Source organism: Rhodococcus sp. JVH1, from assembly GCF_000280725.2.
Taxonomy (GTDB): domain Bacteria; phylum Actinomycetota; class Actinomycetes; order Mycobacteriales; family Mycobacteriaceae; genus Rhodococcus_F; species Rhodococcus_F jostii_A.
Genome location: NZ_CP166289.1, coordinates 5,859,278 through 5,884,347, shown reverse-complemented (window position 1 = coordinate 5,884,347; position 25,070 = coordinate 5,859,278). Strand labels below are relative to the sequence as shown.

Annotated in this window: 27 protein-coding genes; 14 read left to right on the top strand and 13 right to left on the bottom strand. The window is 68.7% G+C overall.

The window, feature by feature from the left end:
- Nucleotides 1–7: 7 nt before the first annotated feature.
- Nucleotides 8–1,063, bottom strand: coding sequence for a polyprenyl synthetase family protein (locus JVH1_RS27330; RefSeq protein WP_009474671.1), 1,056 nt, complete (start codon nt 1,061–1,063; stop codon nt 8–10).
- 130 nt (nt 1,064–1,193) lie between these two features.
- On the opposite strand from JVH1_RS27330, the gene JVH1_RS27325 reads away from it, so the two are divergent.
- Nucleotides 1,194–2,456 (top strand): geranylgeranyl reductase family protein, encoded by a 1,263-nt coding sequence (locus JVH1_RS27325; RefSeq protein WP_009474672.1) that lies wholly within the window; start codon nt 1,194–1,196, stop codon nt 2,454–2,456.
- A gap of 3 nt (nt 2,457–2,459) precedes the next feature.
- Here JVH1_RS27325 and JVH1_RS27320 read toward each other — a convergent pair whose 3' ends face one another.
- The 5 genes from JVH1_RS27320 to menD form a co-directional block, all read right to left on the bottom strand.
- Nucleotides 2,460–3,158, bottom strand: a complete 699-nt coding sequence (locus tag JVH1_RS27320; protein WP_009474673.1) for a demethylmenaquinone methyltransferase — start codon at nt 3,156–3,158, stop codon at nt 2,460–2,462.
- 62 nt (nt 3,159–3,220) lie between these two features.
- Entirely contained in the window at nt 3,221–4,597 is a 1,377-nt protein-coding gene (locus JVH1_RS27315; protein WP_009474674.1) for an NAD-dependent succinate-semialdehyde dehydrogenase, read from the bottom strand.
- Between the two features lie 56 nt (nt 4,598–4,653).
- Nucleotides 4,654–5,799 (bottom strand): glycosyltransferase family 1 protein, encoded by a 1,146-nt coding sequence (locus tag JVH1_RS27310; RefSeq protein ID WP_009474675.1) that lies wholly within the window; start codon nt 5,797–5,799, stop codon nt 4,654–4,656.
- Nucleotides 5,800–5,871: 72 nt separating this feature from the next.
- The gene (locus JVH1_RS27305; RefSeq protein WP_009474676.1) at nt 5,872–6,312 is read right to left on the bottom strand and encodes a DUF3592 domain-containing protein; all 441 of its coding nucleotides are present in this window, start codon (nt 6,310–6,312) and stop codon (nt 5,872–5,874) included.
- The gene (gene menD / locus JVH1_RS27300; RefSeq protein ID WP_009474677.1) at nt 6,309–7,934 is read right to left on the bottom strand and encodes a 2-succinyl-5-enolpyruvyl-6-hydroxy-3-cyclohexene-1-carboxylic-acid synthase; all 1,626 of its coding nucleotides are present in this window, start codon (nt 7,932–7,934) and stop codon (nt 6,309–6,311) included. The genes JVH1_RS27305 and menD overlap by 4 nt, the downstream gene beginning before the upstream one ends.
- Nucleotides 7,935–8,027: 93 nt before the next feature.
- Here menD and JVH1_RS27295 point away from each other — a divergent pair, with 93 nt between their 5' ends.
- Together JVH1_RS27295 and JVH1_RS27290 are read left to right on the top strand one after the other, a co-directional pair.
- Complete coding sequence (locus JVH1_RS27295) at nt 8,028–8,624, top strand: flavin reductase family protein (protein ID WP_009474678.1); 597 nt, start codon at nt 8,028–8,030, stop codon at nt 8,622–8,624.
- Nucleotides 8,625–8,685: 61 nt separating this feature from the next.
- Nucleotides 8,686–9,513 (top strand): siderophore-interacting protein, encoded by an 828-nt coding sequence (locus JVH1_RS27290; RefSeq protein WP_009474679.1) that lies wholly within the window; start codon nt 8,686–8,688, stop codon nt 9,511–9,513.
- Nucleotides 9,514–9,568: 55 nt separating this feature from the next.
- Here the strand turns inward: JVH1_RS27290 and JVH1_RS27285 are convergent, their stop codons facing one another.
- From JVH1_RS27285 to JVH1_RS27275, 3 genes are read right to left on the bottom strand one after another with little or no spacing between them, the layout of a single operon-like run.
- Complete coding sequence (locus tag JVH1_RS27285; protein ID WP_009474680.1) at nt 9,569–10,015, bottom strand: hypothetical protein; 447 nt, start codon at nt 10,013–10,015, stop codon at nt 9,569–9,571.
- A 45-nt stretch (nt 10,016–10,060) separates the two neighbouring features.
- A complete protein-coding gene (locus JVH1_RS27280; protein ID WP_011594872.1) occupies nt 10,061–11,062 on the bottom strand; it encodes an o-succinylbenzoate synthase in 1,002 nt (333 codons plus the stop codon).
- A 4-nt stretch (nt 11,063–11,066) separates the two neighbouring features.
- On the bottom strand, nt 11,067–11,720 hold the full coding sequence (locus JVH1_RS27275) for a PaaI family thioesterase (RefSeq protein WP_009474682.1): 654 nt from the start codon (nt 11,718–11,720) through the stop codon (nt 11,067–11,069).
- A 73-nt stretch (nt 11,721–11,793) separates the two neighbouring features.
- Here JVH1_RS27275 and JVH1_RS27270 point away from each other — a divergent pair, with 73 nt between their 5' ends.
- On the top strand, nt 11,794–12,687 hold the full coding sequence (locus tag JVH1_RS27270) for a 1,4-dihydroxy-2-naphthoyl-CoA synthase (RefSeq protein ID WP_009474683.1): 894 nt from the start codon (nt 11,794–11,796) through the stop codon (nt 12,685–12,687).
- 29 nt (nt 12,688–12,716) lie between these two features.
- On the opposite strand, the gene JVH1_RS27265 is transcribed toward JVH1_RS27270, so the two are convergent.
- Nucleotides 12,717–15,044, bottom strand: coding sequence for an arylsulfatase (locus JVH1_RS27265; RefSeq protein ID WP_037197096.1), 2,328 nt, complete (start codon nt 15,042–15,044; stop codon nt 12,717–12,719).
- A gap of 153 nt (nt 15,045–15,197) precedes the next feature.
- Between JVH1_RS27265 and JVH1_RS27260 the strand changes: the two genes are divergently transcribed.
- The 10 genes from JVH1_RS27260 to JVH1_RS27215 all read left to right on the top strand — a co-directional run bounded on the left by JVH1_RS27260 (nt 15,198) and on the right by JVH1_RS27215 (nt 22,478).
- Nucleotides 15,198–15,647 carry a hypothetical protein gene (locus JVH1_RS27260; protein ID WP_009474685.1) on the top strand — a complete coding sequence of 150 codons (450 nt, stop codon included), beginning with the start codon at nt 15,198–15,200 and terminating at the stop codon, nt 15,645–15,647.
- Nucleotides 15,648–15,650: 3 nt separating this feature from the next.
- Nucleotides 15,651–16,046 (top strand): VOC family protein, encoded by a 396-nt coding sequence (locus tag JVH1_RS27255; protein WP_009474686.1) that lies wholly within the window; start codon nt 15,651–15,653, stop codon nt 16,044–16,046.
- A 79-nt stretch (nt 16,047–16,125) separates the two neighbouring features.
- Entirely contained in the window at nt 16,126–17,334 is a 1,209-nt protein-coding gene (locus JVH1_RS27250) for an inorganic phosphate transporter (protein WP_009474687.1), read from the top strand.
- A gap of 10 nt (nt 17,335–17,344) precedes the next feature.
- Nucleotides 17,345–17,611 carry a hypothetical protein gene (locus JVH1_RS27245; RefSeq protein ID WP_009474688.1) on the top strand — a complete coding sequence of 89 codons (267 nt, stop codon included), beginning with the start codon at nt 17,345–17,347 and terminating at the stop codon, nt 17,609–17,611.
- A gap of 45 nt (nt 17,612–17,656) precedes the next feature.
- Entirely contained in the window at nt 17,657–18,010 is a 354-nt protein-coding gene (locus tag JVH1_RS27240) for a DUF3349 domain-containing protein (RefSeq protein WP_011594875.1), read from the top strand.
- A 2-nt stretch (nt 18,011–18,012) separates the two neighbouring features.
- A complete protein-coding gene (locus tag JVH1_RS27235; RefSeq protein ID WP_009474690.1) occupies nt 18,013–18,312 on the top strand; it encodes a DUF3349 domain-containing protein in 300 nt (99 codons plus the stop codon).
- Nucleotides 18,309–19,454: an o-succinylbenzoate--CoA ligase gene (gene menE / locus JVH1_RS27230; RefSeq protein ID WP_009474691.1), complete on the top strand. Its 1,146-nt coding sequence runs from the start codon at nt 18,309–18,311 to the stop codon at nt 19,452–19,454. Before JVH1_RS27235 ends, menE begins: the two co-directional genes overlap by 4 nt.
- Before the next feature lie 169 nt (nt 19,455–19,623).
- Nucleotides 19,624–20,538, top strand: a complete 915-nt coding sequence (locus JVH1_RS27225; RefSeq protein ID WP_009474692.1) for a hypothetical protein — start codon at nt 19,624–19,626, stop codon at nt 20,536–20,538.
- Between the two features lie 126 nt (nt 20,539–20,664).
- Entirely contained in the window at nt 20,665–21,651 is a 987-nt protein-coding gene (locus JVH1_RS27220) for a daunorubicin resistance protein DrrA family ABC transporter ATP-binding protein (RefSeq protein ID WP_043778864.1), read from the top strand.
- Nucleotides 21,648–22,478, top strand: coding sequence for an ABC transporter permease (locus tag JVH1_RS27215; RefSeq protein WP_009474694.1), 831 nt, complete (start codon nt 21,648–21,650; stop codon nt 22,476–22,478). The genes JVH1_RS27220 and JVH1_RS27215 overlap by 4 nt, the downstream gene beginning before the upstream one ends.
- A 52-nt stretch (nt 22,479–22,530) precedes the next feature.
- On the opposite strand, the gene tatA is transcribed toward JVH1_RS27215, so the two are convergent.
- The 3 genes from tatA to JVH1_RS27200 are packed head-to-tail and all read right to left on the bottom strand — an operon-like array spanning nt 22,531 to nt 24,982.
- Nucleotides 22,531–22,698, bottom strand: a complete 168-nt coding sequence (gene tatA / locus JVH1_RS27210) for a Sec-independent protein translocase subunit TatA (RefSeq protein WP_005252050.1) — start codon at nt 22,696–22,698, stop codon at nt 22,531–22,533.
- Nucleotides 22,698–23,372, bottom strand: coding sequence for a Rid family hydrolase (locus tag JVH1_RS27205; RefSeq protein ID WP_009474695.1), 675 nt, complete (start codon nt 23,370–23,372; stop codon nt 22,698–22,700). The genes tatA and JVH1_RS27205 overlap by 1 nt, the downstream gene beginning before the upstream one ends.
- Before the next feature lie 29 nt (nt 23,373–23,401).
- Entirely contained in the window at nt 23,402–24,982 is a 1,581-nt protein-coding gene (locus tag JVH1_RS27200) for an FAD-dependent oxidoreductase (RefSeq protein WP_009474696.1), read from the bottom strand.
- Between the last annotated feature and the right edge of the window lie 88 nt (nt 24,983–25,070).

The window sequence follows — 25,070 nt, the reverse complement described above, 5'->3', positions numbered from 1 at the left end:
ATACGGCTCAGCCGACGCGCTCGATCGTGTAATCGACGAGCTTCACGAGGGCGTCGTTGGCGGGGCCCTGCGGCAGTTCGGCGAGCTGCGCGCGCGCCTGGACCGCGAACTGCTCCAGCTTCGCCTTGGCGGCGGCCATGCCTGGCGACCGTTCGAGGAGCGCGAGCGCCTCCGCGACGTCGTCGTCGTTGGTGACGGGGCCGTCGAGGAGCACCCGGAGGCGATCGGCGTCGGGTCCCTCGTCGCGCAGTGCGTACAGGACGGGCAGCGTGTGGACGCCCTCACGCAGGTCGGTTCCGGGTGTCTTGCCGGACTGCGCGGACACCGAGGAGATGTCGATGATGTCGTCGGAGATCTGGAAAGCGGTGCCCACGGCGTCGCCGAGGCGTTCGAGCCGCTTCACGTGGTCGGCGTCCGCGCCGGAGAACGTGCCGCCGAAGCGTCCGCACGCCGCGATGAGCGAGCCCGTCTTCTCCCACACGACCTTGAGGTAGTGCTCGACCGGATCCTGCTCGCCGCGAAGCCCGATCGTCTCGCGCATCTGGCCGGTGACGAGTTCGGCGAACGTCTCGGCGATGATGCGCACCGCCTCGGGTCCCAGCGTCGAGACGAGACGGGACGCGTGCGCGAACAGATAGTCGCCGGCGAGGATCGCAACGCTGTTGCCCCACCGCGAGTTCGCGCTGGGTGCACCGCGGCGCATCGACGCCTCGTCCATCACGTCGTCGTGGTACAGCGTGGCGAGGTGGACCAGCTCGACGACGGTGGCCGCCGTGACCACCGACGGGTCGGAGGCCTTCGGTCCGAGCTGGGCGGTGAGCACCGTGAACAGCGGGCGGAAACGCTTGCCGCCCGCCTTCGCGAGATGCAACGCCGCCTCCGTGAGGAAGTCCTCCCCGTCGGAGAGCTCACTGACCAGCAGTTCCTCGACTTGCTTCAGTCCTTCACGGACCGTGGCAGCGAGCTGCGGGTCGCCGAGATCGATCCCGGCGACCGTAGTGCCCACTACAGCGTCGGCAGCGGTGTGTGCTGCGCCCTCGGTGCTCACGTTCTCAGTACCCATTCCTGTCGTCAGTGACGGCTCGGTTCCCGCGCCGTCGGTGGCGGCTCGGCTACCACGGTAGTGAACCTAGCGGTTCCGCTGCCCGTCGGCCTCGCCGCGGTCGCATAGCGAAGCCTGACAGGATGTAGGTGTGGTCGCAGCAGAACAGTCGCCCGCGGGATCCCCGCTTCCCACCGCCACCGATGTCCTGGTCATCGGTGCTGGTCCGGCCGGTTCCTCGGCTGCCGCGTGGGCGGCGCGCGCCGGACGTGACGTGGTGCTCGCCGACGCGGCGGTGTTTCCCCGTGACAAGACATGTGGCGACGGACTCACCCCGCGTGCCGTCGCCGAGCTCGATCATCTGGGTCTCGGCGACTGGGTGCGGTCGAAGGGGACCAACCGCGGGCTGAGGCTCAGCGGGTTCGGCCAGGAGCTCGAACTCGAGTGGCCGGGACGGTCGTTCCCGGCCGTCGGCAGCGCGGTGGCCCGCACCGAGCTGGACGACAGGATCCGTGCGACCGCCGTCGACGCGGGGGCCGTCATGGTGCAGGGCGCCAAGGCGATCGGAGTCGAACGGGACGGCGACCGGGTGACGGCGGTGGCCCTGAAGACCTCCGACGGAGCCCACACCATCGGCTGCCGGACGCTGATCGTCGCGGACGGCGTCCGGTCCACGCTGGGCAAGCAGCTGGGCCGTGAATGGCACCGGGACACGGCATACGGTGTTGCGGCCCGCGCGTACATCGCCACCGACCGCAGCGCCGACCCGTGGATCACCTCGCACCTCGAACTGCGGGACGGTGCGGGGACGCTGCAGTCGGGCTACGGCTGGGTGTTCCCCCTCGGCACCGGAGAGGTGAACATCGGCGTCGGCACCCTCGCCACCGCCAAACGTCCGGCCCCGGGTGCGCTGCGACCGCTGCTCGACCTGTACACGGCGCAGCGGCGCGACGAGTGGAAGTGGGACGGCGAGCTGCGCGCGGTCGCGTCGGCGTTGCTGCCGATGGGCGGTGCGGTGTCGCACATCGCGGGCCGGAACTGGGCGATCATCGGCGACGCAGCGGCGTGCGTGAATCCGCTGAACGGCGAGGGCATCGACTACGGGCTCGAAGGGGGGCGCCTGGTCGCGGAGATCCTCGACTCCGACGACCTGACGGAGCTGTGGCCCGCGATCCTCCGGGAGCGGTACGGCCGGGCGTTCTCCGTGGCGCGGCGACTCGCCGGACTGCTGACCGTCCCCCGGGTTCTGCCCGCCTCCGGTCCGGTGGCGATGCGGTCCCGTGCGCTGATGACCATCGCGGTCCGGGTCATGGGCAACCTCGTCACCGAGGAGGACAGCGACCTCACCGCCCGCGCGTGGCGGGCGTCCGGTCTGCTGTCGACGAAGGTCGACTCGCGGCCGCTGTTCGGCTGAGGTTCAGCGGGTGGCGCGGTGCAGGGCCACCACACCGCCGGTGAGGTTGCGCCACTGCACGTTCCGCCATCCGGCCGCCTCGATGCGCAGCGCGAGTTCTTGCTGGGTCGGCCAGGCGCGGATCGATTCCGCGAGGTACACGTAGGCGTCGGGGTTGCTGCTGACGGCGCGCGCGACCCGCGGCAGCGCCCTCATCAGGTACTCCATGTAAACCGTGCGGAACGGCCCGAACACCGGGGTCGAGAACTCGCTCACGACGAGGCGTCCGCCGGGCTTGGTGACGCGGGCGATCTCGCGGAGACCGGCGTCGAAGTCGGAGACGTTGCGCAGCCCGAAGGAGATGGTTGCGGCGTCGAACACGGCGTCGGCGTAGGGCAGGTGCATGGCGTCGCCCGCGACCATCGGGACGTGGCGCCCGCTGCCTGCCTGCAGCATCCCCTTGGAGAAGTCGGTGGCCACACACCACGCACCCGACCGTCCGAGTTCGACCGTCGACACGCCGGTCCCCGCCGCGAGGTCGAGAACGCGCTCCCCCGGCTTCAGTGCCAGGGCCGAGCGCGTCGCCTTGCGCCAGCTGCGGTCCTGACCGAACGACAGGATCGTGTTGGTGAGGTCGTAGCGCTTCGCGACGCCGTCGAACATCGACGCGACCTCGTGCGGATCCTTTTCGAGCGACGCCCGCGAACCGTGTGTAGTTGCCACGTCCGAAACGCTACCAACCGCGCCCGGCGCCGATGTCGGCGCCGGGCGCGGGGGCGAGGCGGTTACTTCTTGGAGACCCGCACCAGCTTCTTGTTGACGAATTCGTCCATCCCCCACGGACCGAGTTCGCGGCCGACGCCGGAGCGCTTGACGCCACCGAACGGCAACCCGGGAAGCGTCGTGCCGTGTTCGTTGACGAAGGCCATGCCGACGTCGAGCCGGTCGGCGACTTCCCGCGCCCCGTCGAGGTCGGTGCTCCACACCGAACCGCTGAGCCCGTATGAGGAGGAGTTGGCGAGTTCCACGGCTTCATCGGCGGTGGCGACCTTGTAGACGACGCCGACCGGTCCGAACAGTTCCTCGCTGTACGCCCGCATCTCGGGGGTCACGTCGACGAGCAGTGTCGGTTCGACGTACGAGCCGGGGCCGTCGATCTTCTTCCCGCCCGCGAGGAGCGTCGCACCCTTGGCGACGGCGTCCTCGATCTGCTCGATCAGCGAATCCGCGGCGCTCTGCGAGGACAGCGGCCCGAGGACGGTCTTCGCGTCGAGCGGATCGCCGGTCGGGGTGGCCTTGAACGACTCGGCGAGCTTCGAGACGAACTCGTCGTAGTTCGGCTCGGTCACGATGAATCGCTTGGGCGAGTTGCAGGCCTGGCCCGCGTTGGACAGGCGGGCACGGGTCGCGGTCTTCACCGTGGCGTCCATGTCGTTGGTGTCCAGGACGACGAACACGTCGGACCCGCCGAGCTCGAGCACCACCTTCTTGAGGTTGCGGCCCGCCGTCTCGGCGACGCTGGTCCCGGCCCGCTCACTGCCGGTGAGGGAGACGCCCTGGACACGCGGATCCGCAATCATGTCGGCGATCTGCTCGTTGGTGGCGAACACGTTGATGTACGCATCCTCGGGGAGACCGGCCTGCCGGAAGATCTCCTCCATCAGCAGTGCCGACTGCGGACAGTTCGGGGCGTGCTTGAGCAGCACGGTGTTGCCGAGCATGAGGTTCGGCGCCGTGAAGCGTGCGACCTGGTAGTACGGGTAGTTCCACGGCATCACGCCGACGAGCGCACCGATCGGCCTGCGGTAGACCACGGATTCGTCCGCGCCCGGCACGTCGAGCCGTTCCGCCTCGAGCAGTGCGGGGCCGTTGTCCGCGTAGTAGCGGTAGATCGCCGAGGAGAGCTTGACTTCGCCTTTGGCCTCGCGGACGGGTTTGCCCATCTCGAGGGCGATCATCCGCGCCAGTTCGTCTTCACGTTCCGCGTAGAGATCGGCGGTTCGGCTCAGGACCCGGGCGCGTTCCTCGGCGGGGGTCGTCCGCCAGTCGAGATATCCGTTGTGGGCGCGGGAGAGCGCCGACTCCACTCCTGCATCGTCCAAGGTCGTGAATTCCCGGAGGGTTTCACCGGTCGCGGGATTGACAGTCTTGTACTTGGCCATACTCCGGGCAACCACGAGACGACCTCTCGAATTCCCCACCGGTATCGATGCGGTGGTCAGGCCGCTCGCGTCTCGCGAAAGCCCTCCCCGCCGACGACCGCCGCGTAGTGGCCCAGCAGCTCGTCGCAGATCGCGGGCCACGTGCGGTGCAGCACCGACTGCCGGGCGGCCTCCCCGAAGCGGGCCCGCATGCGGCGGTCGCACAGCGCCTCGACGGCGCTCGGCAGCAGTTCGCCGAACCGGTCGACCGGAAGCAGGTAGCCGTTGCGGCAGTGCGCGACCAGATCGCGCGGTCCCCCGGCATCCGGTCCGATCACCGGCACCCCGCTGGACAGCGCCTCCTGCACCGCCTGGCAGAACGTCTCGTGCTCGCCCGGGTGGACGAAGACGTCCAGGCTCGCGTAGGCCTCGGCCAGCTCCACACCGCCGAGCTGACCGGTGAACACCGCATCGGGCATCAACCGCTGCAGGCGCGCCCGCTCCGGACCGTCGCCGACGATCACCAGCCGGACCCGCTGGTCGCCGGCGAGTGCGGCGAGCCGCTCGACGTGTTTCTCGGGTGCGAGCCTGCCCACGAATCCGACGACCAGCCGGTCCGAACCGTCCAGCCAGGAGTCCCGCAGACCGGTGCTGCGGCGGGACGGCGCGAACCGAGCGGTCTCCACGCCGCGGGCCCAGCGGTGGACCCTCGGAATCCTCTGCTCGGCGAGCGCCTCGACCGCCGACGTGGACGGCGCGAGGGTGCGGGTGCAGCCCCGGTGGATGCGACGCGTCCAGGCCCACGCCGCACGGCTGGTGATGCCGAGGCCGTAGCTCTCGGCGAAACCCGCCACGTCCGTCTGGTACACCGCGACGGTGGGGACGTCGAGCCGGTGCGCCGCACCGAGCCCGCCCGCCCCGAGGAGGAACGGCGACGCCAGATGCACGACGTCGGGGTCGAACGCCCGCAGCGCGGCGGTGAGTCCGGGCTGCGGCAGACCGACCGGGAGTGAACTGACCTTCGGCACCATCACCGCGGGCACCCGGTGGACCGGCACACCGTCGTGTTCGGTCGGCGCGGACGTCAGCGATCCGACCGTGTCCGGGGCGACGACCATCGCCTGGTGTCCGGTGCGCTGGAGGTGGTCGAGGACCCGCAGCACCGAGTTGGTCACACCGTTCATGTTGGGAAGAAACGATTCCGCGACGATGGCTACTCTCACGCGCTCAGCGTGGCAGTGCTCGTGGTCACAGCAGCGAGATCGACGTGACCGTCGCGCGAAGTTCCGGGAAACTCAGGATGACACTGCCGGCTGGGCCTCCGCCGAACTCTCCCGCCGCCGCAGGTACCAGATCACCGGTCCCGCGATCAGCCAGGTCACGACGATCAGCGAACCGGCGGGGACGACGGCCACGCTGGCGTCGCGTCCGGACACCCGCACCAGGTCGGGGTCGCTGCGCGCGTACTCGACGTCGATCCGCTGCCCCACCGTGAGCTTGGTCGGGTACAGCACGCCCAGTTCGGGGTTGTGCGTCACCCCGTCGGGCGTGACGAAGCTGATGGCGGACCGCAGCGATCCCGCCGACAGCACCTCCGCCGTGGCCACGCCCCGGTCGGATTGGATGGTGTGGTCGTTGCGCCAGGCGGCCAGCACGAGGAGGATTGCGAGGACCGAGATGCCGATCGCCGTCACCAGCACCCCCCGCTGGACGCGCCGCGACACCCGCGCATTCACAGTTGTGCCCGCACCGCGGCGTGCAGTTCGCGCAGCCCGGAACGTTCGGTGGTCACCTCGAGCACCCGGATGCCGCGGTCGCCGGGCGCCTCCGGCGCGCTCAGCCGCGTCGACAGCTCACCCAGCCCCACCAGGTGATGCTCCACCCGGTAGGCAGCGCAGAGTGCGGCGAGATCCATCCCGTGCGGGGTGCCGAAGACCCGCTCGAACACCCCCGCGTACTGGGGATCGCCCTGTTCGAGCAGTTCGAAGATGCCGCCGCCGTCGTCGTTGGCGACCACGATGGTCAGGTCCCGGGGCCGCGGTTCGCCCGAACCGATGAGCAGCCCGGACGCGTCGTGCAGGAACGTGAGGTCGCCGAGCAGGGCCACCGTCCGCCCCTCCTCGTAGGCCAGGGCCGCCCCGACGGCGGCGGACACGGTGCCGTCGATGCCGGCGACACCCCGGTTGGACAGCACCCGGATCTTCGGCGCCGGATAGCTGACGAGCGCGGCGTCCCGCACGGGGTTGGACGCCCCGAGCAGCAACTGGTCACCGTCGGTCAGGGCGTCCATGACGGCGGCCGCCACGTGCAGTCCCGTCGCCTTCGGGTGCGCGGCGAGCTGCGCGCGCACCGCCTTGTCGGTGTGTTCGGACAGCGTGCGGCACCGATTGATCCAGGCCCGGTCGGGTTCACCGGACACGACCGCGCGGGTGCCGGTGGCCAGCACATTGCCGGACACGTCGGGCCAGCGGGGGCCGGTGGTGAGCGCGTAGACGGCCACCGACGGATCGGCGAGGACCTTCGACACGGACCGGTGGAGGGTGGGGCGCCCGGTGATGACGGCCTGCCGCGGTTTGAGCTGCGGCAACGCCATCGGATGCACCGGGATGCCGTGCAGCGGCGCGGTCGGCTCGGCGACCGTCGGAAGTCCGGCGAGTTCCGGCCGCAGCGCGGACCCGTGCCCGGAGATCACGATGGTGTCGGGGGTGAGGTCGAGGTCCATCGGCACGTCGAGGGTCGCGTGCTGGGTGGTGGTCCACGCCGCCCCACCCGGTCGTCCCTGCGGGACCGGGCCCTGCGCGTGGACGTCGGGAACGAGCGGTTCCCGGAGCGGGATGTCGAAGTGCACGGGACCGGCGTTGCCCGACCTCGTGCCGCGCGCTGCGGCGAGGACCCGGCACACGGCCGAACGCCACTGGCTGTTCTGCCCGGCGTCGTCCTCGGCCAGGCCCAGGCTGATGGTTGCGCGCACCTGGCTGCCGAACAGTCCGAGTTGCTCGATGGTCTGGTTGGCGCCCGTGCCGAGCATCTCGTACGGGCGGTTGGCGCTGAGCACCACGAGCGGCACCCGGGCGTAGTTCGCCTCGAGCACCGCGGGTCCGAGATTGGCGACCGCGGTGCCGGACGTCATGACGATCGGGACGGGGCGCTTGCCGGCCACGGCCAGGCCGAGCGCGAGGAATCCCGCGGTGCGTTCGTCGATGCGCATGTGCAGACGCAGCCGGCCCTCGAGGTCGGCGGCCTGCAGGGCGAACGCCAGCGGCGCGTTGCGCGAACCCGGGCAGAGCACGACCTCGCGTACTCCCCCGCGGACCAGTTCGTCGACGACCGCGGTGGCTTGTGCAGTGGACGGGTTCACGACATCAAGAGTGTCAGATACTCCGGCAGGTCCGTCCGGCGACCTCGCCGGGTGAGTTCACGGCCACATCGCGGGCGCTGACACCATGAACGCATGCGCACTGTCTTCGATCCCGCCGAGCTTCCCCCACACCGCATGTATCAGGTGCTGACCGCGTCGATCGTGCCCCGGCCGATCGCGTGGGTGTCCACCGTCTCGGCGGACGGGGTGGCCAACCTGGCCCCGTACAGCTTCTTCTCGGTGTCCAGCACGCACCCGCCGGTGGTGCAGTTCACCTCGGTGACCCGCAAGGACAGCCTCCGCAATATCGAGGCGACGGGAGAGTTCGTGATCAACGTGGCGACGGAGCCGCTGATCTCGACGGTGAACGCCAGCTCTGCCCCGTTCGACAGCGAGGTCGACGAGTTCGCCGCGCTGGGCATCGACACCGAACCCAGCGAGCGGGTCCGTCCCGTGCGGGTCGCGGGTTCGCCGGTCGCCATCGAGTGCACCCTGCACCAGGTGATACCTGTCGGTGATTCGTTCGTGGTGATGGGCGACGTCGTCACGGTCGCGGTGCGGCCCGAGGCGCTCGCCGACGACGGGCTTCCGGACTTCGCGGAACTCGCCCCGCTCAGCCGGCTCGGCCGCAACGAGTGGGGTCTGCCGCCGAAGGTCGTGATGCTCGACCGGCCGCATCGACCCGCATGACCGATCGATTGGTTAGGCTTACCTGACAAATCGCACCGCTACCGGGGGAGTAACCAACGCCATGGCTCAACGCAGCAAGTTCGTCAAACCTCGGAGTCGCCGGATCGCGTCCGCACGCGTCGTCGCGGGCAAGCAGATCAGCCCGAACTTCGTCCGCGTGACCATCGCGGGCGAGGAACTCGACTGCGTCAGCCCGATGGGGTTCGACCAGTGGTTCCGGATGTTCATCCCCCAGCGGGGACAGAGCACGCTGCGGCTTCCGACCAGCGCGAGCAACCTCTGGTACGCGCAGTACAAGCTGATGTCCAAGGACACCCGGCCGGTCGTGCGCAACTACACGATCCGCGAGATCCGCGTGGCGGGAACGGGAACGTTCGGCGACACCACCGAGATCGACATCGACTTCGCCTCGCACGGCGACCTCGGTCCCGCGTCGGCGTGGGCGAACTCGGCCGCGGCCGGTGACGAGGTGGCAATCCTCGACGAGGGGCTGATCTACAACCCGACGCCGGATGCGCAGTGGCAATTGCTCGTCGGTGACGAGAGCGCGCTTCCCGCCATCGTCGGGATCCTGCGGTCGGCGCCGCGGGACCTGCGGGCCGAAGTGTTCGTCGAGATTCCCGATGCCGAAGACGCTCAGGAGGTTTCGGTGGGTGACGGCGTGAACGTGCACTGGCTGGTGCGCGAGGACGCCGATGCCCGTCCGGGAGTGCTCGCGCTGAACACCGTGAAACAGGCGGAGTTGCCGGCCGGGCCGTCCTACACGTTCGTGGCCGGCGAGAGCGAGCTGACGACGGCGTTGCGGCGCCACCTCGTGAACGAGCGCCACATCCCGAAGTCCGATATCGCGTTCACCGGGTACTGGCGCCACGGCCACGCTGCCAACTGACCACAGGTGAGTGGCACGGCACGCCCGGGGCGCGCCGTGCCACTCACCCGGCTTCTCAGTTGGCGTGCTTCTGAACGAGGGCGCCCAGACGCGGAAGTGCCTCGATCACATTCTTCTTCGCCGACGGACGCAGCGACGAGTACACCTTCTTGACAGCACCGCGGTCGCTGCCCGCGATGCGCTCGTCGGTCACGCCGAGGAGCGAGTCCGCGACCTCGTCGCCACGCGCGACCAGGTACTCGGAGAATCCGGCCTCACCACTGGCGGTGAAGGCCTGCCAGTACGGCTCGAGCTTGGTGACGAATGCCGGCAGCAGGCCCTCGATGGCGTCCGGCACGATCGACGGTCCCACCTTCTTGACGGCGCCGTATCCACCCTTGAGTGCCAGTCCCGAAGCCCCCGACTTGTCCGAAACCTCCGCGTCGATGAGAGCCTGGACGTCTGCGATGACCGCAGGAACGCGCGACTCGTCGAGCAGGGTTTCGTTCAGAGCTGCAACCACTTTCAATGCCTCCGTATTGACTGAGCGATCAGGTCCGGCCAGACACTATACGAAAAACCGGACTCCGCGTTGTTCGAGCAGGCCATGGCACCGGCGTGCCCGCTCGATCCACCAGCGTGAACGCTCCGCGGACGCGGCGAGAGCCGTGACGCGTTCGACGTCGGGTACCACCGCTTCGACGGTGAGTTCGCCGTCGACGGGTTCGCGGGGGCGGGCCACGTCCGCCTCGAAGAGTCCCCCGGTACCCAGACCGCACGCGAACTGCAATTCGGGGAGGGCGGCGGCAGCGGCGACACCGGCGGCGATGCCGACAGCGGTGTCCAAGGCGCTCGACACGACCACCGGCACACCGTACGAAGACAACTCGTCCGCGAGCGACAGCAGCCGCCGCATCCCCCCGAGCGGGGCGACCTTCACGACGGCCACGTCGGCACCGCCTGCCCGCACGACCTTCAGCGGATCCTCGGCGCGCCGGATGCTCTCGTCGGCGGCCACCCGCACGTCGGGCATCCGCCTGCGGACCTCCACCAATTCGGGCACAGTCGCGCACGGCTGCTCGGCATATTCGAGCGGACCGTCGACGGTCAGTGCCCGCAGCGCGGCCTCGGCCTCGTCGACCGACCATCCCCCGTTCGCGTCGACGCGCACGTTCGGAACGAGTGCGCGGACCGCCCGCACCCGTGCGACGTCGTCGTCGAGGGTCTGACCACGTTCGGCCACTTTCACTTTCGCGGTCCGCGCGCCGGGGTAACGCTCGAGCAGGGCGGGCACCCGCGCGGCGTCGACGGCGGGGACGGTGGCGTTGATCGGCACCCGCGTGCGCACCGCGGGCGGCGGCCCCAGCCAGGCGTCCTCGATCGCCGACTGCAACCAGTGCGCCGCCTCGTCGTCCGCATACTCGGGGAACGGCGCGAACTCGCCCCACCCCGCGGGGCCCCGCAGCAGCAACGCTTCTCGCGTCGTGATGCCGCGGAACCGCACGCGCATGGGCAGACTCACCACGACGGCGTCGGCCAGGACCTCCTCCACGGAGGGCAGGGACGTCACGAGGTCAGGGCTGCCCGGGCAGCAACTGGAGCATGAGGGCCTCGCAGTCGGCGAGCAACGTGTCGTCCTGCATCAACCGTGCGGTGATGAACGTCTTGCGACCCTCCACTCGGTCGACGCTGCCCTCGACGGTCAGACGCGTGTCGAGCGGTGTGATCGCGCGGTAGTTCACGTGCAGGTAGGCGGTGCGGCTGATGGGCCGCCCGTACGCGTGGACGATCATGCCCATCAGGTCGTCGAACAGCAGCGGCAGCGTGCCGCCGTGCGCGGCGCCGTTGCCGCCGAGGTGGTAGCGCCGGAACATGCCCGCGCTGCGCACCCCCTCGGGCCCGAACTTCTCGATATTCCACGGCGGCATGAGGAGACTCCCCCGGCCCGGCAACTCGATCGTGCGGCCCGCCGGCGACCGCCCCTCGGGAACGACGTACGGTCCGAGCAGTTCGGCCAGCTTCTCCACCTGGTCCGCGGCCTGCGTGAGCACGTCGTCCGGGGCGTCGACCGACACCGCGAGGTCCTGCAACGTGCGCATTCCCTCGACGAACCGCGGCCAGTCCGGGCCGGGTGTCACCGGCTCGTACTTGGGGAACCCGCCGTGGTGCTCGTACTGGTCGTCGCCTTTGCCGTCGAGACGGGTGACGTCGGCAGCCTGTTCGCTCATACCTGCACGGTAAACCCGGGCAAACTCGTGCGCGCGCGGACACCCACCAACGGCACCCGATAACCTCGGAGCCGTGACTTTCAACCCGCAGCACTGGCGACCGGTTCCCGGTTTCGAGAACCTGACCGACATCACCTACCACCGGCATGTCACCCAGGGAATCGTCCGGGTGGCGTTCGACCGTCCCGAAGTGCGCAACGCCTTCCGCCCGCACACCGTCGACGAGTTGTACAAGGCGCTCGACCACGCCCGGATGACGTCCGACGTGGGCGCCGTGCTGCTCACCGGCAACGGTCCGAGCCCCAAGGACGAGGGCTGGGCGTTCTGCTCCGGCGGCGACCAGCGCATCCGCGGACGCAGCGGATACCAGTACGCGGAAGGGGAAACCGCGGACACCGTCGACAAGGCCCGCGCCGGACGTCTCCACATCCTCGAGGTCCAGCGGCTGATCCGGTTCATGCCGAAGGTGGTCATCTGCCTCGTCAACGGCTGGGCCGCGGGCGGCGGTCACAGCCTGCACGTGGTCTGCGACCTGACCCTCGCCAGCCGCGAACACGCCCGTTTCAAGCAGACCGACGCCGACGTCGGCAGCTTCGACGGCGGCTACGGCAGCGCCTACCTCGCCAAGATGGTCGGCCAGAAGTTCGCCCGCGAGATCTTCTTCCTCGGTGAGACGTACACCGCGGAGGAGATGCACCAGATGGGCGCCGTCAACAAGGTCGTCGACCACGCCGAACTCGAGGACGTGGCCATCGACTGGGCCACCAAGATCAACGGCAAGTCCCCGCAGGCCCAGCGCATGCTCAAATACGCATTCAACCTGCAGGACGACGGCCTCGTCGGTCAGCAACTGTTCGCCGGCGAGGCGACCCGCATGGCGTACATGACGGACGAGGCCGTCGAGGGCCGCGATTCCTTCCTCGAAAAGCGCGAACCCGACTGGAAGCCCTACCCCTGGTATTTCTGACGCGACCCGCATCCCGTATTTCTGAGCGCCTACGTGTACTCGACCGCCATCCGGTCGATGGTGCCGTTGAACGGGAACGGCGCCCGGTCGTAGTAGTCCAGCGACACCGGGGAACCGAGGCAGGTGCCGACGTCGAGACAGTCGTTGGCTGTGAACAGCAACGGCACGCTCACGGGCACCTGCCCCTCCCCGACGACATCGCCGTCGACACAGAGCTTCACGTTCAGCGGTCCACCGGGCCGCGCCTCGACGAACTCCGTGACCACCTGCACCGTGCGGGTGCCCGGCGGGATCGGCACTGTCGAACGAATCTTGGTGCGCATCAGGATGAACAGGTTGTACTCGTAACAGAGGTAGCCGTCGTCGACGAAACACGTGAGTCCGCCGGCGTTGCTCCCCAGCGCGTAGAGCACTCCGCTCGGATTGTCCGGCGCGGAGAGGTCGAGGGTGACCCGGTTGTTCTTGTTCCCCAGCGCGGGAGCGCAGAACTCGGGCATGCGGATCGTGTCGCCGGAGAACTCCCAGCTCGTGTACGGCGTCGTGATCCGCTGCTCGGGATGCAGCGCGATGACCCACAGCCCGCCGCCGACGGGGAGCGCGTTGTTCTTCGCAGCCTCGATCGCGAACAGTTCCCGCAATTGCGCCAGCTTCTGCGGATACTGCTCGGCGAGGTCCCGGTTCTGGGTCCAGTCCTCGTCCAGGTTGTAGAGCTCCCACACGTCGTCGTCCGGGCTCCAGTCGCGGATGCCGCCCGGCACACCCGCCGCCCAGGGTGCGCGTGGCCCGAACGCGGACGCCATCCAACCGTCGTGGTAAATCGCCCGGCTGCCCATGATCTCGAAGTACTGGGTGAGCTTTCCCCCGGTGGCGTCGCGTTCGACGAGCGTCTGCGCGAAGCTGGTGCCGTCCACCGGGTCCTGTGGAACACCGTTCACCGTCCGCGGCGGGGTGATTCCGACGATGTCGTACAGCGTCGGTACCACGTCGTTGCAGTGCAGGAAATGCGTGCGAGGCGTCGGGTCCGGTGTCACCTTCGCCGGCCACCGCACGACCATCGGGTTGCGGGTGCCACCGAGATGGGACGCCAGCAGCTTCATCCCCTTGTACGGCGCGCTGCCCGCCCACGCCCAGCCCGCGTGATACATGTTGTCGGTCTTCGGCGACCCCAGGACGTCGAGGCCACCGAGTTCCTCGAGGGCCGCGATGTGCTGGGCCGTTGTGGTGGGAATGCCGTTCTGCGCCAACAGTTCACTGATCGTTCCGTTCTGACCCTCACCCGACGAGCCGTTGTCGCCCCAGATGTACAGGACCAGTGTGTCGTCCCTGTAGCCCAGACGGTCGAGCTCGTCGAACAACCTGCCCACCTGGACGTCGCAGTGCTCGGCATACCCGGCCGCGACCTCCATCAGCCGGCGCTGGAAGGGTTTCTCGTCCTCGGGAATGTCGTCCCATGCGGCCATCGTCGGGTCCCGGTCGGTCAGCTCCGCTTCGGGGGGAATCCAGCCCTTCTCCTTCGCCCTCGTGAAGACCCGCTCCCGGTAGGCATCCCAGCCGTCGTCGAACTTCCCGGCGTACTTGTCGGCCCACGGCTTCATGATGTGGTGCGGTCCGTGCAGACAGCCGCTGGCCCAGTACATGAAGAACGGTTTGTCGGCGTCGAACGCCTTGTGCCTGCGCAGCCAGCCGATGGCATCGTCGGCGAGATCCTCACTGAGGTGGTATCCCTGCTCCGGGGTCTTCGGAGGCAGCACCACCGTCGTGTTCCGCACCAGGTTCGGCTCGTACTGCGACGCCTCGCCGGCGAGGAAGCCGTAGAAGTACTCGAACCCGAGACCCGTCGGCCAGTTGTCGAACGGGCCCGCGGCAGTGGTCTCCTCGGCCGGTGTGTTGTGCCATTTCCCGAAAGCGGCAGTGCTGTACCCGTAGTGGCGCAGCACCTCGGGCCCCGTCGCACTCGACCTCGGGATGCGGCCGGAGTAGCCGTCCCAGTCGTTGGCCAGTTCGGCGATCTGCCCGTTGCCGACGCGATGGTGGTTGCGTCCGGTCAGCAGCGACGCCCGGGTCGGCGAACACATTGCGGTCGTATGGAATCGGTTGTACCCGAGACCGTCCTGCAACATCGCGTCGAGCGTCGGGGTGTTCACCTCACCGCCGAGACCGCTCGGCAGACCGGGCCCGGCGTCGTCGATGAGGACGATCAGAATGTTCGGGGCGTCGTCGGGAAGCCGCCGTTCCTTCGGACGAGGGCTGTACACCGACTCCTGCATGGTCCGGCCGGCGATGCTTCCCGACGGTGTCGGCGGGAACGGTAACGATTCGCCGCCCGCTATCGGCTTGCCTGTCACGCTCGATGTCATGGCCCGGTCCCCTCGTCGTCCGATGCTGTCGATCCAGTCCAACATCGGGCGGTCGCGCACGAGTAGACCCTCCGTGGGTGAAATACGCGGGCCGATTCGTCGCCTCGGCAGGAGAGGACACGCGGGGTCTCCGATTCAGGCACACTGACCCACATGAGCATCGACCGCGAGCTCCCCGCACCGGAACATCGCCGTCCGCCCGGAGTGAGCGACGACACCGTCGCCGCGCTCGGGAAGTTGTCGGAGGCCCTCGAAACGGTCGAGCGTGCCCGCGGGCACCTCTACTCGTTCCATCAGCTGATCGGACACGCCGATCTTCAGCTCGGCGAAGCCGTCGACGCGCTCCGCGCCGCGGGACACGCGGCCGTCGCGGACCGGGTGGAGACCGAACTCGTGGGACGCAACGTCGTCGAGGGCCGGTGGACGTTCCAGATCGTCGAGGAGTTCGACGATCACTACTGGTCGCCGCTGCGCGAACACGAGCGTGACGCACGTCACGAACTCGCCGACGGACGGCGGCACCTGTTCGAGGCGGAGATGAAGGAAGATCGACGGACACACGGCCGGACGGGGCACGAAGCCCGTCCCGGCGAAGGAGGGTGACGCGTGGAGATCCTCAGCAGCAGGACGATTCTGCGGCCCCGCGACTACACGACGACGCTGAGCTTCTACCGCGACATCCTCGGACTCGCGACCGCCCGCGAATACCCCGGCGGCACGGTGTTCTTCGCCGGTCAGGGCCTGATCGAGGTTGCCGCGCACGGGGGAACCGGCGAGTCGTCCTCCTTCGACGGCGCCCTGTGGCTGCAGGTTCGCGATCTCACGGCGGTGCAGACCGAGCTGGTTCTGGCCGGGGTGAAGATCGACCGCGAAGCCCGGCAAGAACCGTGGGGGCTGTTCGAGATGTGGATCGCGGACCCCGACGGAATCCCGATCGTTCTGGTGCAGATCCCAGAGGATCACCCCATCCGCCGCGACACCCGTCCGAAGGGTGAGAACTGACGGAAGGCCATACGCAGGAGTGATCCTGTACACCGGACGTCAGCTGTACATTCTCGGTTGAAATCCGCACAATCTGGGTGTGACCGCAGAGCTCGTAGTTCTCCTGGTGGTGGTCGTCACCGCCCTCGCTTTCGATTTCACGAACGGCTTTCACGACACGGGCAATGCAATGGCCACCTCGATCGCGACGGGAGCTCTGCGACCCAAGGCCGCTGTCGCGCTCTCCGCATCGTTGAATCTGGTCGGCGCGTTCCTGTCCGTGGAGGTTGCGGCGACAGTCGCCAAGGGCGTGGTGAACCTGGGAGAAGTCGGCGGCGAGGATCTGCTGCTCATCGTGTTCGCCGGGCTGGTCGGCGGGATCATCTGGAATCTGGCGACGTGGCTGCTGGGCCTGCCGTCGAGCTCGTCCCACGCACTGTTCGGCGGACTGATCGGTGCGGCCATCGCGTCCATCGGCATGAGCGGTGTCGAGTGGGGCGGCGTGCTCAGCAAGGTCGTCGTTCCCGCCGTCCTCGCCCCCGTGGTCGCAGCGCTGGTCGCCACCGCGGGCACCAAGCTGGTCTACCGGATCACCTCCGGCGTGCCGGAGGACACCAAGGAGCACGGGTTCCGCATCGGCCAGATCGGTTCCGCATCCCTGGTATCGCTTGCCCACGGAACCAACGACGCCCAGAAGACGATGGGCGTGATCTTCCTCGCACTCGTCGCACACGGAAGCCTGTCAGCAGACGACGAGATGCCGTTCTGGGTGAAGCTCAGTTGCGCCATCGCCATCGCGCTCGGCACCTACCTCGGCGGCTGGCGCATCATCCGCACGCTCGGCAAGGGACTCGTCGAGATCGCCGCTCCCCAGGGCATGGCCGCGGAGTCGTCGTCCGCCGCAATCATCCTGACGTCCAGCCACCTCGGACTGCCGCTGTCCACCACGCACGTCGCGACCGGCTCCATCCTCGGCACCGGCCTCGGCCGCAAGGGCGCCGAGGTCCGCTGGGGCATCGCCGGACGCATGGCCGTCGCGTGGCTCGTCACGCTGCCGTCCGCGGCGATCGTGGGAGCCGTGTGCTGGGTCATCGCCCACATGATCGGCGGCCTGCCCGGTGTTCTCGTCGTGTTCGCCGCCCTGATCGTGCTCGCCGGGTTCATGTACCTGCGCTCCCGCCTGCAGCCGGTGACGTCCGGCAACGTCAACGCGGAGTGGGAGTCGGGCGGTGCCGACGTTCCCGCCGAACCCACCGAGCCGGGGGTGGCCGAGACCGCGGACTCCGCCGGTCCCGCCACGAGCCGCTGAGGGGCTCGCCATGACACTGCTGACCACCACCGTCAACTCGCTCTGGCAGGTCATCCTCGTCGGTCTGCTGTTCGGTGCCGGCCTACCCGCGATCTTCGCGCTCGGACTGCGCTCGCTCGGCGGCACGGACACCGGCGAGGGCGTCTCGCAGCCGACCGCCGCAGGCCGGATCGGCGCCTGGGCCTGCTTCGCCGTGGTGCTGATCGCGATCATCACTGGGATACTTCTCTTGATGCAGGGCTTTTTGGCCAGCAGCTTCGGTATCCACATCTTCTGAGCGGCGACCACGAGTCCCGTTCCATCGACGAAAGAAGCCGAACGCGTGCCCAAGAATTCACTTCGCTCCGTGCTCGACTGGCTACGCGCCGGGTACCCCGAGGGAATCCCGGCGAAGGACCATTTCGCGTTGCTGGCCGTGCTGCGTCGCCGTCTCACCGACGAGGAAATCGAACAGGTCGTCGCACTGTCCATCGAGACGGCCCACGAGACACCCGAACGCCACGTCGACTACGACAACATCCGCCGCCTCATCAGCGAGATCACCCACGAGGAACCCTCCGAGGAGGACGTCGCCCGGGTGACGGAGAACCTCGAGGCCGGAGGGTGGCCGGTCGGAACCGACGCCGAATGCGGCGAAGGCTCCGGCGACGGGGAAGAAACCCGCGACGCAGGCTAGCCATGAGCCTTCCACCGTTTCTCTCCTCCATCATCGGCTGGCTGCGAGCCGGCTATCCCAACGGCGTGCCCGAGCAGGACTACATTCCGTTGTTCGCGCTGCTCACCCGCCGCCTGTCGGAAGACGAGGTGGACGCCGTCGCCGACGCGCTCGTCGAGGAGGGTGACATTCCCATCGAGAAGACCGACATCCAGGTGCTCATCACCAAGGTCACCGACGAGTTGCCGCTGGAATCGGACGTCGACCGGGTGCGCAGCAACCTCGCCGCCGGCGGCTGGCCGCTGGCCGGGCCCGCCCAGTGAGCGAACTGCAGGTCCTGCCCGTCCCGTCGGGCGTCGGGGTTCTCGGCATCCTGCCGCAGCTGTCGGCGATCCTCGACGGAACCGCCCCCGCCGCGCTCCCCGTCCCCGCCTCGGACGAGCGGGAGACCCGCCGACTGACGGACGCACTGCGCCCCGGGGAGCCGATCGACGACGGTGTCGCCCTCGTGGTCGCGACGTCCGGGACGACGGGAGTGCCGAAGGGGGCCATGCTGTCCGCGTCCGCCCTCCGCGCCAGCGGTGACGCGACGCACGCGCGGCTCGGCGGTCCGGGCTCCTGGCTGCTGACCCTTCCCGCCCACCACATCGCGGGCATGCAGGTATTGCTTCGCAGTGTCCTCGCGGGCACCGAGCCGGTGGTGATCGACGTGACCGACGGCTTCGACCCCGGTGCGCTGCCTGCCGCAGTCGCGTCGATGAGCGGCCCCCGCCGCTACACCTCGCTCGTTCCGACCCAGCTGGTCAAGGCCCTCGACCACCCCGACGCCGTGGCATCGCTGGCCGCACTCGACGCCGTCCTCCTCGGCGGAGCCGCCACCCCCGCCCCCGTCCTGCGGCGCGCCGTCGACGCCGGCATCACCGTCGTCCGTACGTATGGCATGAGCGAGACGTGCGGTGGATGCGTGTACGACGGGGTGCCCCTCGACGGCGCCCGCGTGCGGATCGACGGTGACGGCCGCGTCCTCCTCGGCGGGCCCATGCTCGCGTCCGGTTACCGCGGACTCCCCGACCATCCCGCGTTCGCCGAACCCGGCTGGTTCCGCACCGACGACGCCGGCGCCGTCACCGACGGCGTCCTCGGCATCTCCGGCAGACTCGACGAAGCCATCTCCACCGGCGGTCTCACCGTCGTCCCGCAAGTGGTCGAGGCGGCTCTCGTCGCGCACCCCGCCGTCCGGGAATGCGCGGTGATCGGCCTCCCCGACGAGCGACTGGGACGCCGCGTCACCGCTGTCGTCGTCGCCGAGCCCGGCACCGCACCGACACTCGCCGAACTCCGCTCCTTCGTCGAACGCACCCTCGACCCCACCGCCGCACCCCGCGAACTGCACCTCGTCGACACCCTCCCCCTCAGAGGCCCGGGAAAGGTCGACCGGCGCGCCCTGGAATCGCGGTTCGGCTAGCAGGTCCGCCTGTCCGCGGAGACATTGGCCAGATGCGCCCGCAATTTCCGCGCGTCTGGCCAAAATCCACGCGGATGCTGTTGTCCACAAGCCGACCTCTATCCACAGGCTCCGCGAAAGCCCAGGTGAGCGAACCGATCACCGCTGTGGGGTGGGGCACGATGTCGCCATGAGCGACCACGTGATCTTCCGACGCCAAGCCCTGGCCGACGGTTTCACCGACTCCGAGATCCGGCGTGCACGCGATTCCGGGCGTCTCGTGCGAATCGCGGCGGGTGCGTACGTTCCCGACGAGCACTTCGCCGCACTCGATGCGCCTGCGCTGCACCGGGCCCGCATTGCGGCGGCCGTGCAGTCGCGCCCACCCGGCGTCGTGGTGAGCCACACCTCTGCGGCACTGCTGCACGGCATGGACCTCGGCGACCTCCCATTGGAACGGGTGCATCCGACGAGGAACCACGCCTCCGGCGGTGGCCGAACCACGGGAGTCCACGTCCACGCCACACCGTTGGACGCGCCCGACGTCGTCACCCTGGGCGGGCTGGCGGTCACCTCCCCCGCCCGGACCGTGGTCGACACCGCACGCATCTCGACGTTCGACCAGGCCGTCGTCGTCGGCGATTCGGCCCTGCACCGTCGACTCGTCGCGCTCGACGAGATTCTGGACGAGGTCGGTCGAGCGGGACCTCGCAAGGGCATCGCGACGGCGCGGCGGGCGGCGAGCTTCCTCGACGGTCGCAGCGAGAGCCCTGGGGAATCGCTGAGCCGCATCCGGATCCGCCGGCACGACCTGCCGTCTCCCGAACTCCAGCACGTGCTCCACGACGGCACCGGTACCTTCCTCGGCCGAGTCGATGTCTTCTGGAGAGAATTCGGCGTGGTCGGGGAGTTCGATGGCCTGGGAAACTACGGCGTCGACGGTGGCCAGGCGGCAGTCGCGGTCCATCGCGAGAAGCTCAGGGAGGACGCGATTCGCGACGCCGGGTACGAGGTCGTCCGGTGGACGTGGCGGGACCTGTTCGACTTCGCTGCCGTCAAGGCGCGCTTCGACAGGGCTTGCGCGCGTGCCGAGCACCGGCGCTGACAGACGTTTGCCGAGACATTCGCCAGATTCCGGCGCAATCGCCCCTGATTCAGGACGACGGTGTCCGCAAGCCCGTGCAAGAGGCGTGCAAGCCCGCTGCAAGGGGTGGGCTGCATCGTCTACGGCATGAAACTCACTGCAACTCCCCCAGCCATCGAGGCCGACGGGCTCGTGAAGCTCTTCGGCCGTCAGCGCGCCGTCGACGGCGTGAGCCTGTCCGTTCCGACCGGGTCGGTGTACGGAGTGCTCGGCCCGAACGGCGCCGGCAAGACCACGACGGTGCGGATGCTCGCGACGCTGTTGCGTCCGGACGGCGGCGAGGCCCGCATCTTCGGTCACGATGTGGTGCGCGAACCGAACGCGGTCCGCTCGCTGGTCGGGGTCACGGGCCAGTATGCGTCCGTCGACGAGGACCTGTCGGCGGTCGAGAACTTGGTGATCTTCGCCCGGTTGCTGGGCCTGAGCCGGGGTGATGCCCGCCGGAAGTGCACGGAACTGCTCGAGGAGTTCGACCTCACCGAGGCGGCGACGAAGCCGCTCAAGAATTTCTCGGGCGGCATGCGTCGACGTCTGGACCTGGCGGCCAGCCTGATCGCCCACCCTCCGCTGTTGTTCCTGGACGAGCCGACGACGGGTCTGGACCCTCGGACGCGCGCCCAGATGTGGGACACCATCCGCAGGCTGGTCGCGGACGGGTCGACGGTGCTGCTCACCACGCAGTATCTCGACGAGGCGGATCAGCTGGCCGATCGGATCGCCGTCATCGACCGTGGGAAGGTGATCGCGGACGGCACGGCCGACGAACTGAAGGCGTCCGTGGGCGTCTCCTCGCTGCAGTTGACCCTGGTCGATCGCGGGCAGACCGACGACGCGCGGTCGGTGATCGCACACACTCTCGGTGTGGAGGTGGCGATCACCCCGGAGATCGGCCGCCTCACCGCACCGATGACCGATCCGTCGCTCACCGTGGAACTGTTGATCCGACTGCGCGACCACGGGATCGCCGTCGACGAGATCACCGTCCAGAAGCCGAGTCTCGACGAGGTCTTCCTCACCATCACCGGCCACGGCGCAGACGCCACCGAGGCCGACACCGAACGGAGCGTCGCATGACCACCACCCTCGAATCCCGCACTCACGCGGGCCCCCAACCGATTCCGGAGGCCCGGAACCGGATCAGCCTCGAGCAGTCCGTCGCGAACACGCTGACGATGGCGTACCGGGGACTGCTCAAGATCAAGCACAACCCCGAGCAGCTGTTCGACGTCGTCGTCCAGCCGATCATCTTCACGTTGATGTTCACGTACATCTTCGGTGGCGCCATCTCCGGCGACGTGGCGTCGTATCTGCCGATCATCATCCCGGGCATCCTGGTCCAGACGGTGATCACCACGTCGATCGTGACGGGCACCCAGTTGCGGGAAGACATGGACAAGGGCGTCTTCGACCGCTTCAAGTCCCTGCCGATCGCCCGCATCGCGCCGCTGTCCGGTGCGCTCCTCGCCGACGTCGTGCGGTACGGCATCGCCACGACCATCACGTTCGCCGTCGGTATCGCGATGGGTTACCGGCCCGGCGGCGGTGTCGTCGGGGTGGTGTCGGCCGGCGCGCTCGTCATCGTCTGCGCCTTCTCGATCAGCTGGATCTTCGCCCTGATGGGTGTCCTGATGAGCAAAGCGTCGTCGGTGCAGGGTATTTCGATGCTCATTCTGTTCCCGCTGACGTTCATGTCGAACGCGTTCGTGCCCGCCGACACGATGCCGGGCTGGATGCAGGCGTTCGTGAACGTCAACCCCGTGTCGCACGTCGTGACCGCGGTGCGTGAACTCGTCAACGACGGCCACTTCGGTGTCCACGTCGTGTGGTCGCTGCTCGGCGCCGCCGTGATCGTCGCGATCATGGCTCCGCTGACGGTCCGGACGTACATGCGTAAGGCCTGACAACCGAAGAAGGAGCGAGCCGGTGGACGCGGGGTCCACCGGCTCGCTTCGTCTATTTCTCCAGTTCGGGGGCGTCCGCCTGCAACTCCCCCACCTCGGTCTTGAGGATCCGCATGGAGCGGCCCAGGCCGCGGGCGGCGTCAGGGAGTTTCTTCGACCCGAACAGCACCACGAGCACGACCGCGATGATCGCCCAGTGGCTCGGGCTCAGCGCCCCCACTACTGGGGCTCCTCACCGTCGGGGTACACGGCGTCCACCTCGACCTCGACGAGCCAGCCCGCGGCGGGCAGGCTCGCGACCTCGAGCGCGAACCGGCTGGGACGCGCGGAGTTCCGTTCCATCGGCGCGGCCGGTTCCGCGGTGCCGAGCGGGACCAGTTCGGTGTCCCCGGTGTCGAGGTTGGTGTTCGCGAAGAACTGCCGGTAGGCGCGGTTCCAGCCGGCGTAGTCGGCGCGGTCGGTGCCGGGGACGTTGTCGAGGAACACCCGCATGGTCACGACCTCCTCGAGCGTCAGTCCCTGCGCCTCGAGATTGTCGCGAATCCGCTTCAGCGCGTTGATGCCCTGCGCCTCGGTGATCGTGACTCCGGCCGGGAGTGCGCCGCCCGCGAACACGTCGGTGTCGATGTACGACTCGGGGGTGCCCTCGGGTGCGGTCTTGTTGGACGCGCCCGGGCCGATGCCGCTCGACTTGTAGACGGCGGTGCCGCCGCCGATCGCCACACCCTGCGCGATCATCGGATTCGCCTCGCCGACTTCGAGAACGGACTTCGACACGAAGGTGCTGCCGGGCGCCTCCGCCGCCGCTTCCTCGGAGGAGCACGACGTCGCCCCGGCGATCAGAGCGGATGCTGCGAGCGCGGCGGTCACGGCCTTGGTACGAAAAGACTTCACAGTTCACAACTCCTTGTTCGAGGGGAAGGTCAGGCTTCCTGGGCCACGCGCTCGTGGATGTGGGTGACGACGTCGCGGGCGGACGTCAGGGCGCCGTGCTGCCACGCGATCGCGTTGGACAGGTGGTCGCCGGCGAAGTAGATCTTGTCGACGGGTTCGAGCAGCTTCTCGTACTCGGGAGTGGCCGCCCCGCCGTGCGAGCCGCCGCTGCCCGCCCAGTTGGCCCAGGCACTCTCGGAGTACTTGGTGCGACGCCAGCTGCCCGAGAACGACGACGAGATGTCGCGGGTGTACTTCTCGCCGTGGATCTCCGAGCCCTCCGCGATCGCCTTGGCGAGCCGCTGGCGGTGGGTGAGAGACTCGAACGCTTCCTGACGCTTGCCGCTGCTGTAGTAGGCGACGACCACGCCTCGGTCGGAGTTGTAGTGGTCGTACGGGAACATGATCTGCGAGATGTCCTTGTCGGTGTTGGATGCGCCGCCGTAGATGCGGTCCTCCGTCTCCCACCACCGGCGCGAGTACTCGATGCCGAGCTTTCCGGACGACGACGGCTTGGCCGCCTTCAGTGCGGTGAGCACGTCGGCGGGCAGATTGTTCTGCAGTCGTCCGACGAGGTGCGGCGGGATCGTGCAGATCGCGTAGTCGGCGGTGATCGACTTCTTCGCGCCGCCCGCGGTGTATTCGACGGTGACGCCCTCGGACACGTTCTTCATCGACGTCACCTCGGCGCCGAAGACGATGTTGTCGGTGCCGATCCTGTCCTGGAAGGCGTAGTAGATCCGGTCCATGCCGCCGACCGGGGTGAACATCATCATCGCCTGGTCGTAGCCGAAGTCGAAGCTGAAGTTGCGGCCGATGCCGCTGCGGATCACTTCCTGCATCGCGAACGGCTTCTTCTCGGTGCCGAAGTTCAGGCCGGCCCCGGGCTCGGAATCATAACCGCGACGGGAGGATCCGAGATAGCGGCCGTCGTCGGACAGGTCACCGAAGTCGCTGAGGAACTCCGACAGCGCATCCTTGTCCTCCCGGCTCAGCACCTGGTCGAGGGCGCCCTGATCGGTGGCCTTCTTCAGCAGCTCCGACATGTAGCCGAACGTGTCGGCCTTCGCGGCGCGGTAGGTGACGGACTGGCCCGACAGCGACGTGTCGCTCTGGTAGTTCACGAACGTGTTGGCGTTCTGGTTTCCGAAGCCCTGGATCTCGACGCCGAGTTCGCGGCAGTAGTCGAGCGTGATGTGGCTCTGCGGGATGCGGGTGGCGCCGACGTTGTAGAAGTGCCCCTCGGAGAACGTGCATTTCTGCGTCTCGCCGTTCAGGTCGGTCTCCTCGGTGCCGCCCCGGGCCGTCCAGACGCGGCCGCCGGGCCGGGTGCGGGCCTCGAGGACCGTCACCGTGTACCCGGCCTTCTGCAGTTCGAACGCCGAACACAGACCGGCGGGGCCGCCGCCGAGCACGACCACGGAGTGACTGCCCTTCACCTTCCCGATCAGGTCGCCGGCCGCGAGCGGCTGGAACGCCCGGGCGGGAGCGGCGGTCGACGGTGCGAGCCCGAGCGTCGACATCGCGCCGTACGCGAGTCCCGCGCCCCCGGTGGCCCCGAGGCCCTTCATGAAAGATCTACGTGTGAATGCCAATTCGCGCTCCCATTCTTGCGCCCGGTGACCCGGGTAACTTGTCCGGATTCATCCTGGGAGGAAC

Coding starts and splice junctions, on each gene's coding strand:
- JVH1_RS27200 (WP_009474696.1), bottom strand. CDS start 24,982: ATGAAGGGCCTCGGGGCCACCGGGGGCGCGGGACTCGCGTACGGCGCG.
- JVH1_RS27215 (WP_009474694.1), top strand. CDS start 21,648: ATGACCACCACCCTCGAATCCCGCACTCACGCGGGCCCCCAACCGATT.
- JVH1_RS27290 (WP_009474679.1), top strand. CDS start 8,686: ATGGCTCAACGCAGCAAGTTCGTCAAACCTCGGAGTCGCCGGATCGCG.
- JVH1_RS27260 (WP_009474685.1), top strand. CDS start 15,198: ATGAGCATCGACCGCGAGCTCCCCGCACCGGAACATCGCCGTCCGCCC.
- JVH1_RS27220 (WP_043778864.1), top strand. CDS start 20,665: ATGAAACTCACTGCAACTCCCCCAGCCATCGAGGCCGACGGGCTCGTG.
- JVH1_RS27315 (WP_009474674.1), bottom strand. CDS start 4,597: ATGGCCAAGTACAAGACTGTCAATCCCGCGACCGGTGAAACCCTCCGG.
- JVH1_RS27235 (WP_009474690.1), top strand. CDS start 18,013: ATGAGCCTTCCACCGTTTCTCTCCTCCATCATCGGCTGGCTGCGAGCC.
- JVH1_RS27295 (WP_009474678.1), top strand. CDS start 8,028: ATGCGCACTGTCTTCGATCCCGCCGAGCTTCCCCCACACCGCATGTAT.
- JVH1_RS27245 (WP_009474688.1), top strand. CDS start 17,345: ATGACACTGCTGACCACCACCGTCAACTCGCTCTGGCAGGTCATCCTC.
- JVH1_RS27265 (WP_037197096.1), bottom strand. CDS start 15,044: ATGACATCGAGCGTGACAGGCAAGCCGATAGCGGGCGGCGAATCGTTA.
- JVH1_RS27275 (WP_009474682.1), bottom strand. CDS start 11,720: ATGAGCGAACAGGCTGCCGACGTCACCCGTCTCGACGGCAAAGGCGAC.
- JVH1_RS27330 (WP_009474671.1), bottom strand. CDS start 1,063: ATGGGTACTGAGAACGTGAGCACCGAGGGCGCAGCACACACCGCTGCC.
- JVH1_RS27225 (WP_009474692.1), top strand. CDS start 19,624: ATGAGCGACCACGTGATCTTCCGACGCCAAGCCCTGGCCGACGGTTTC.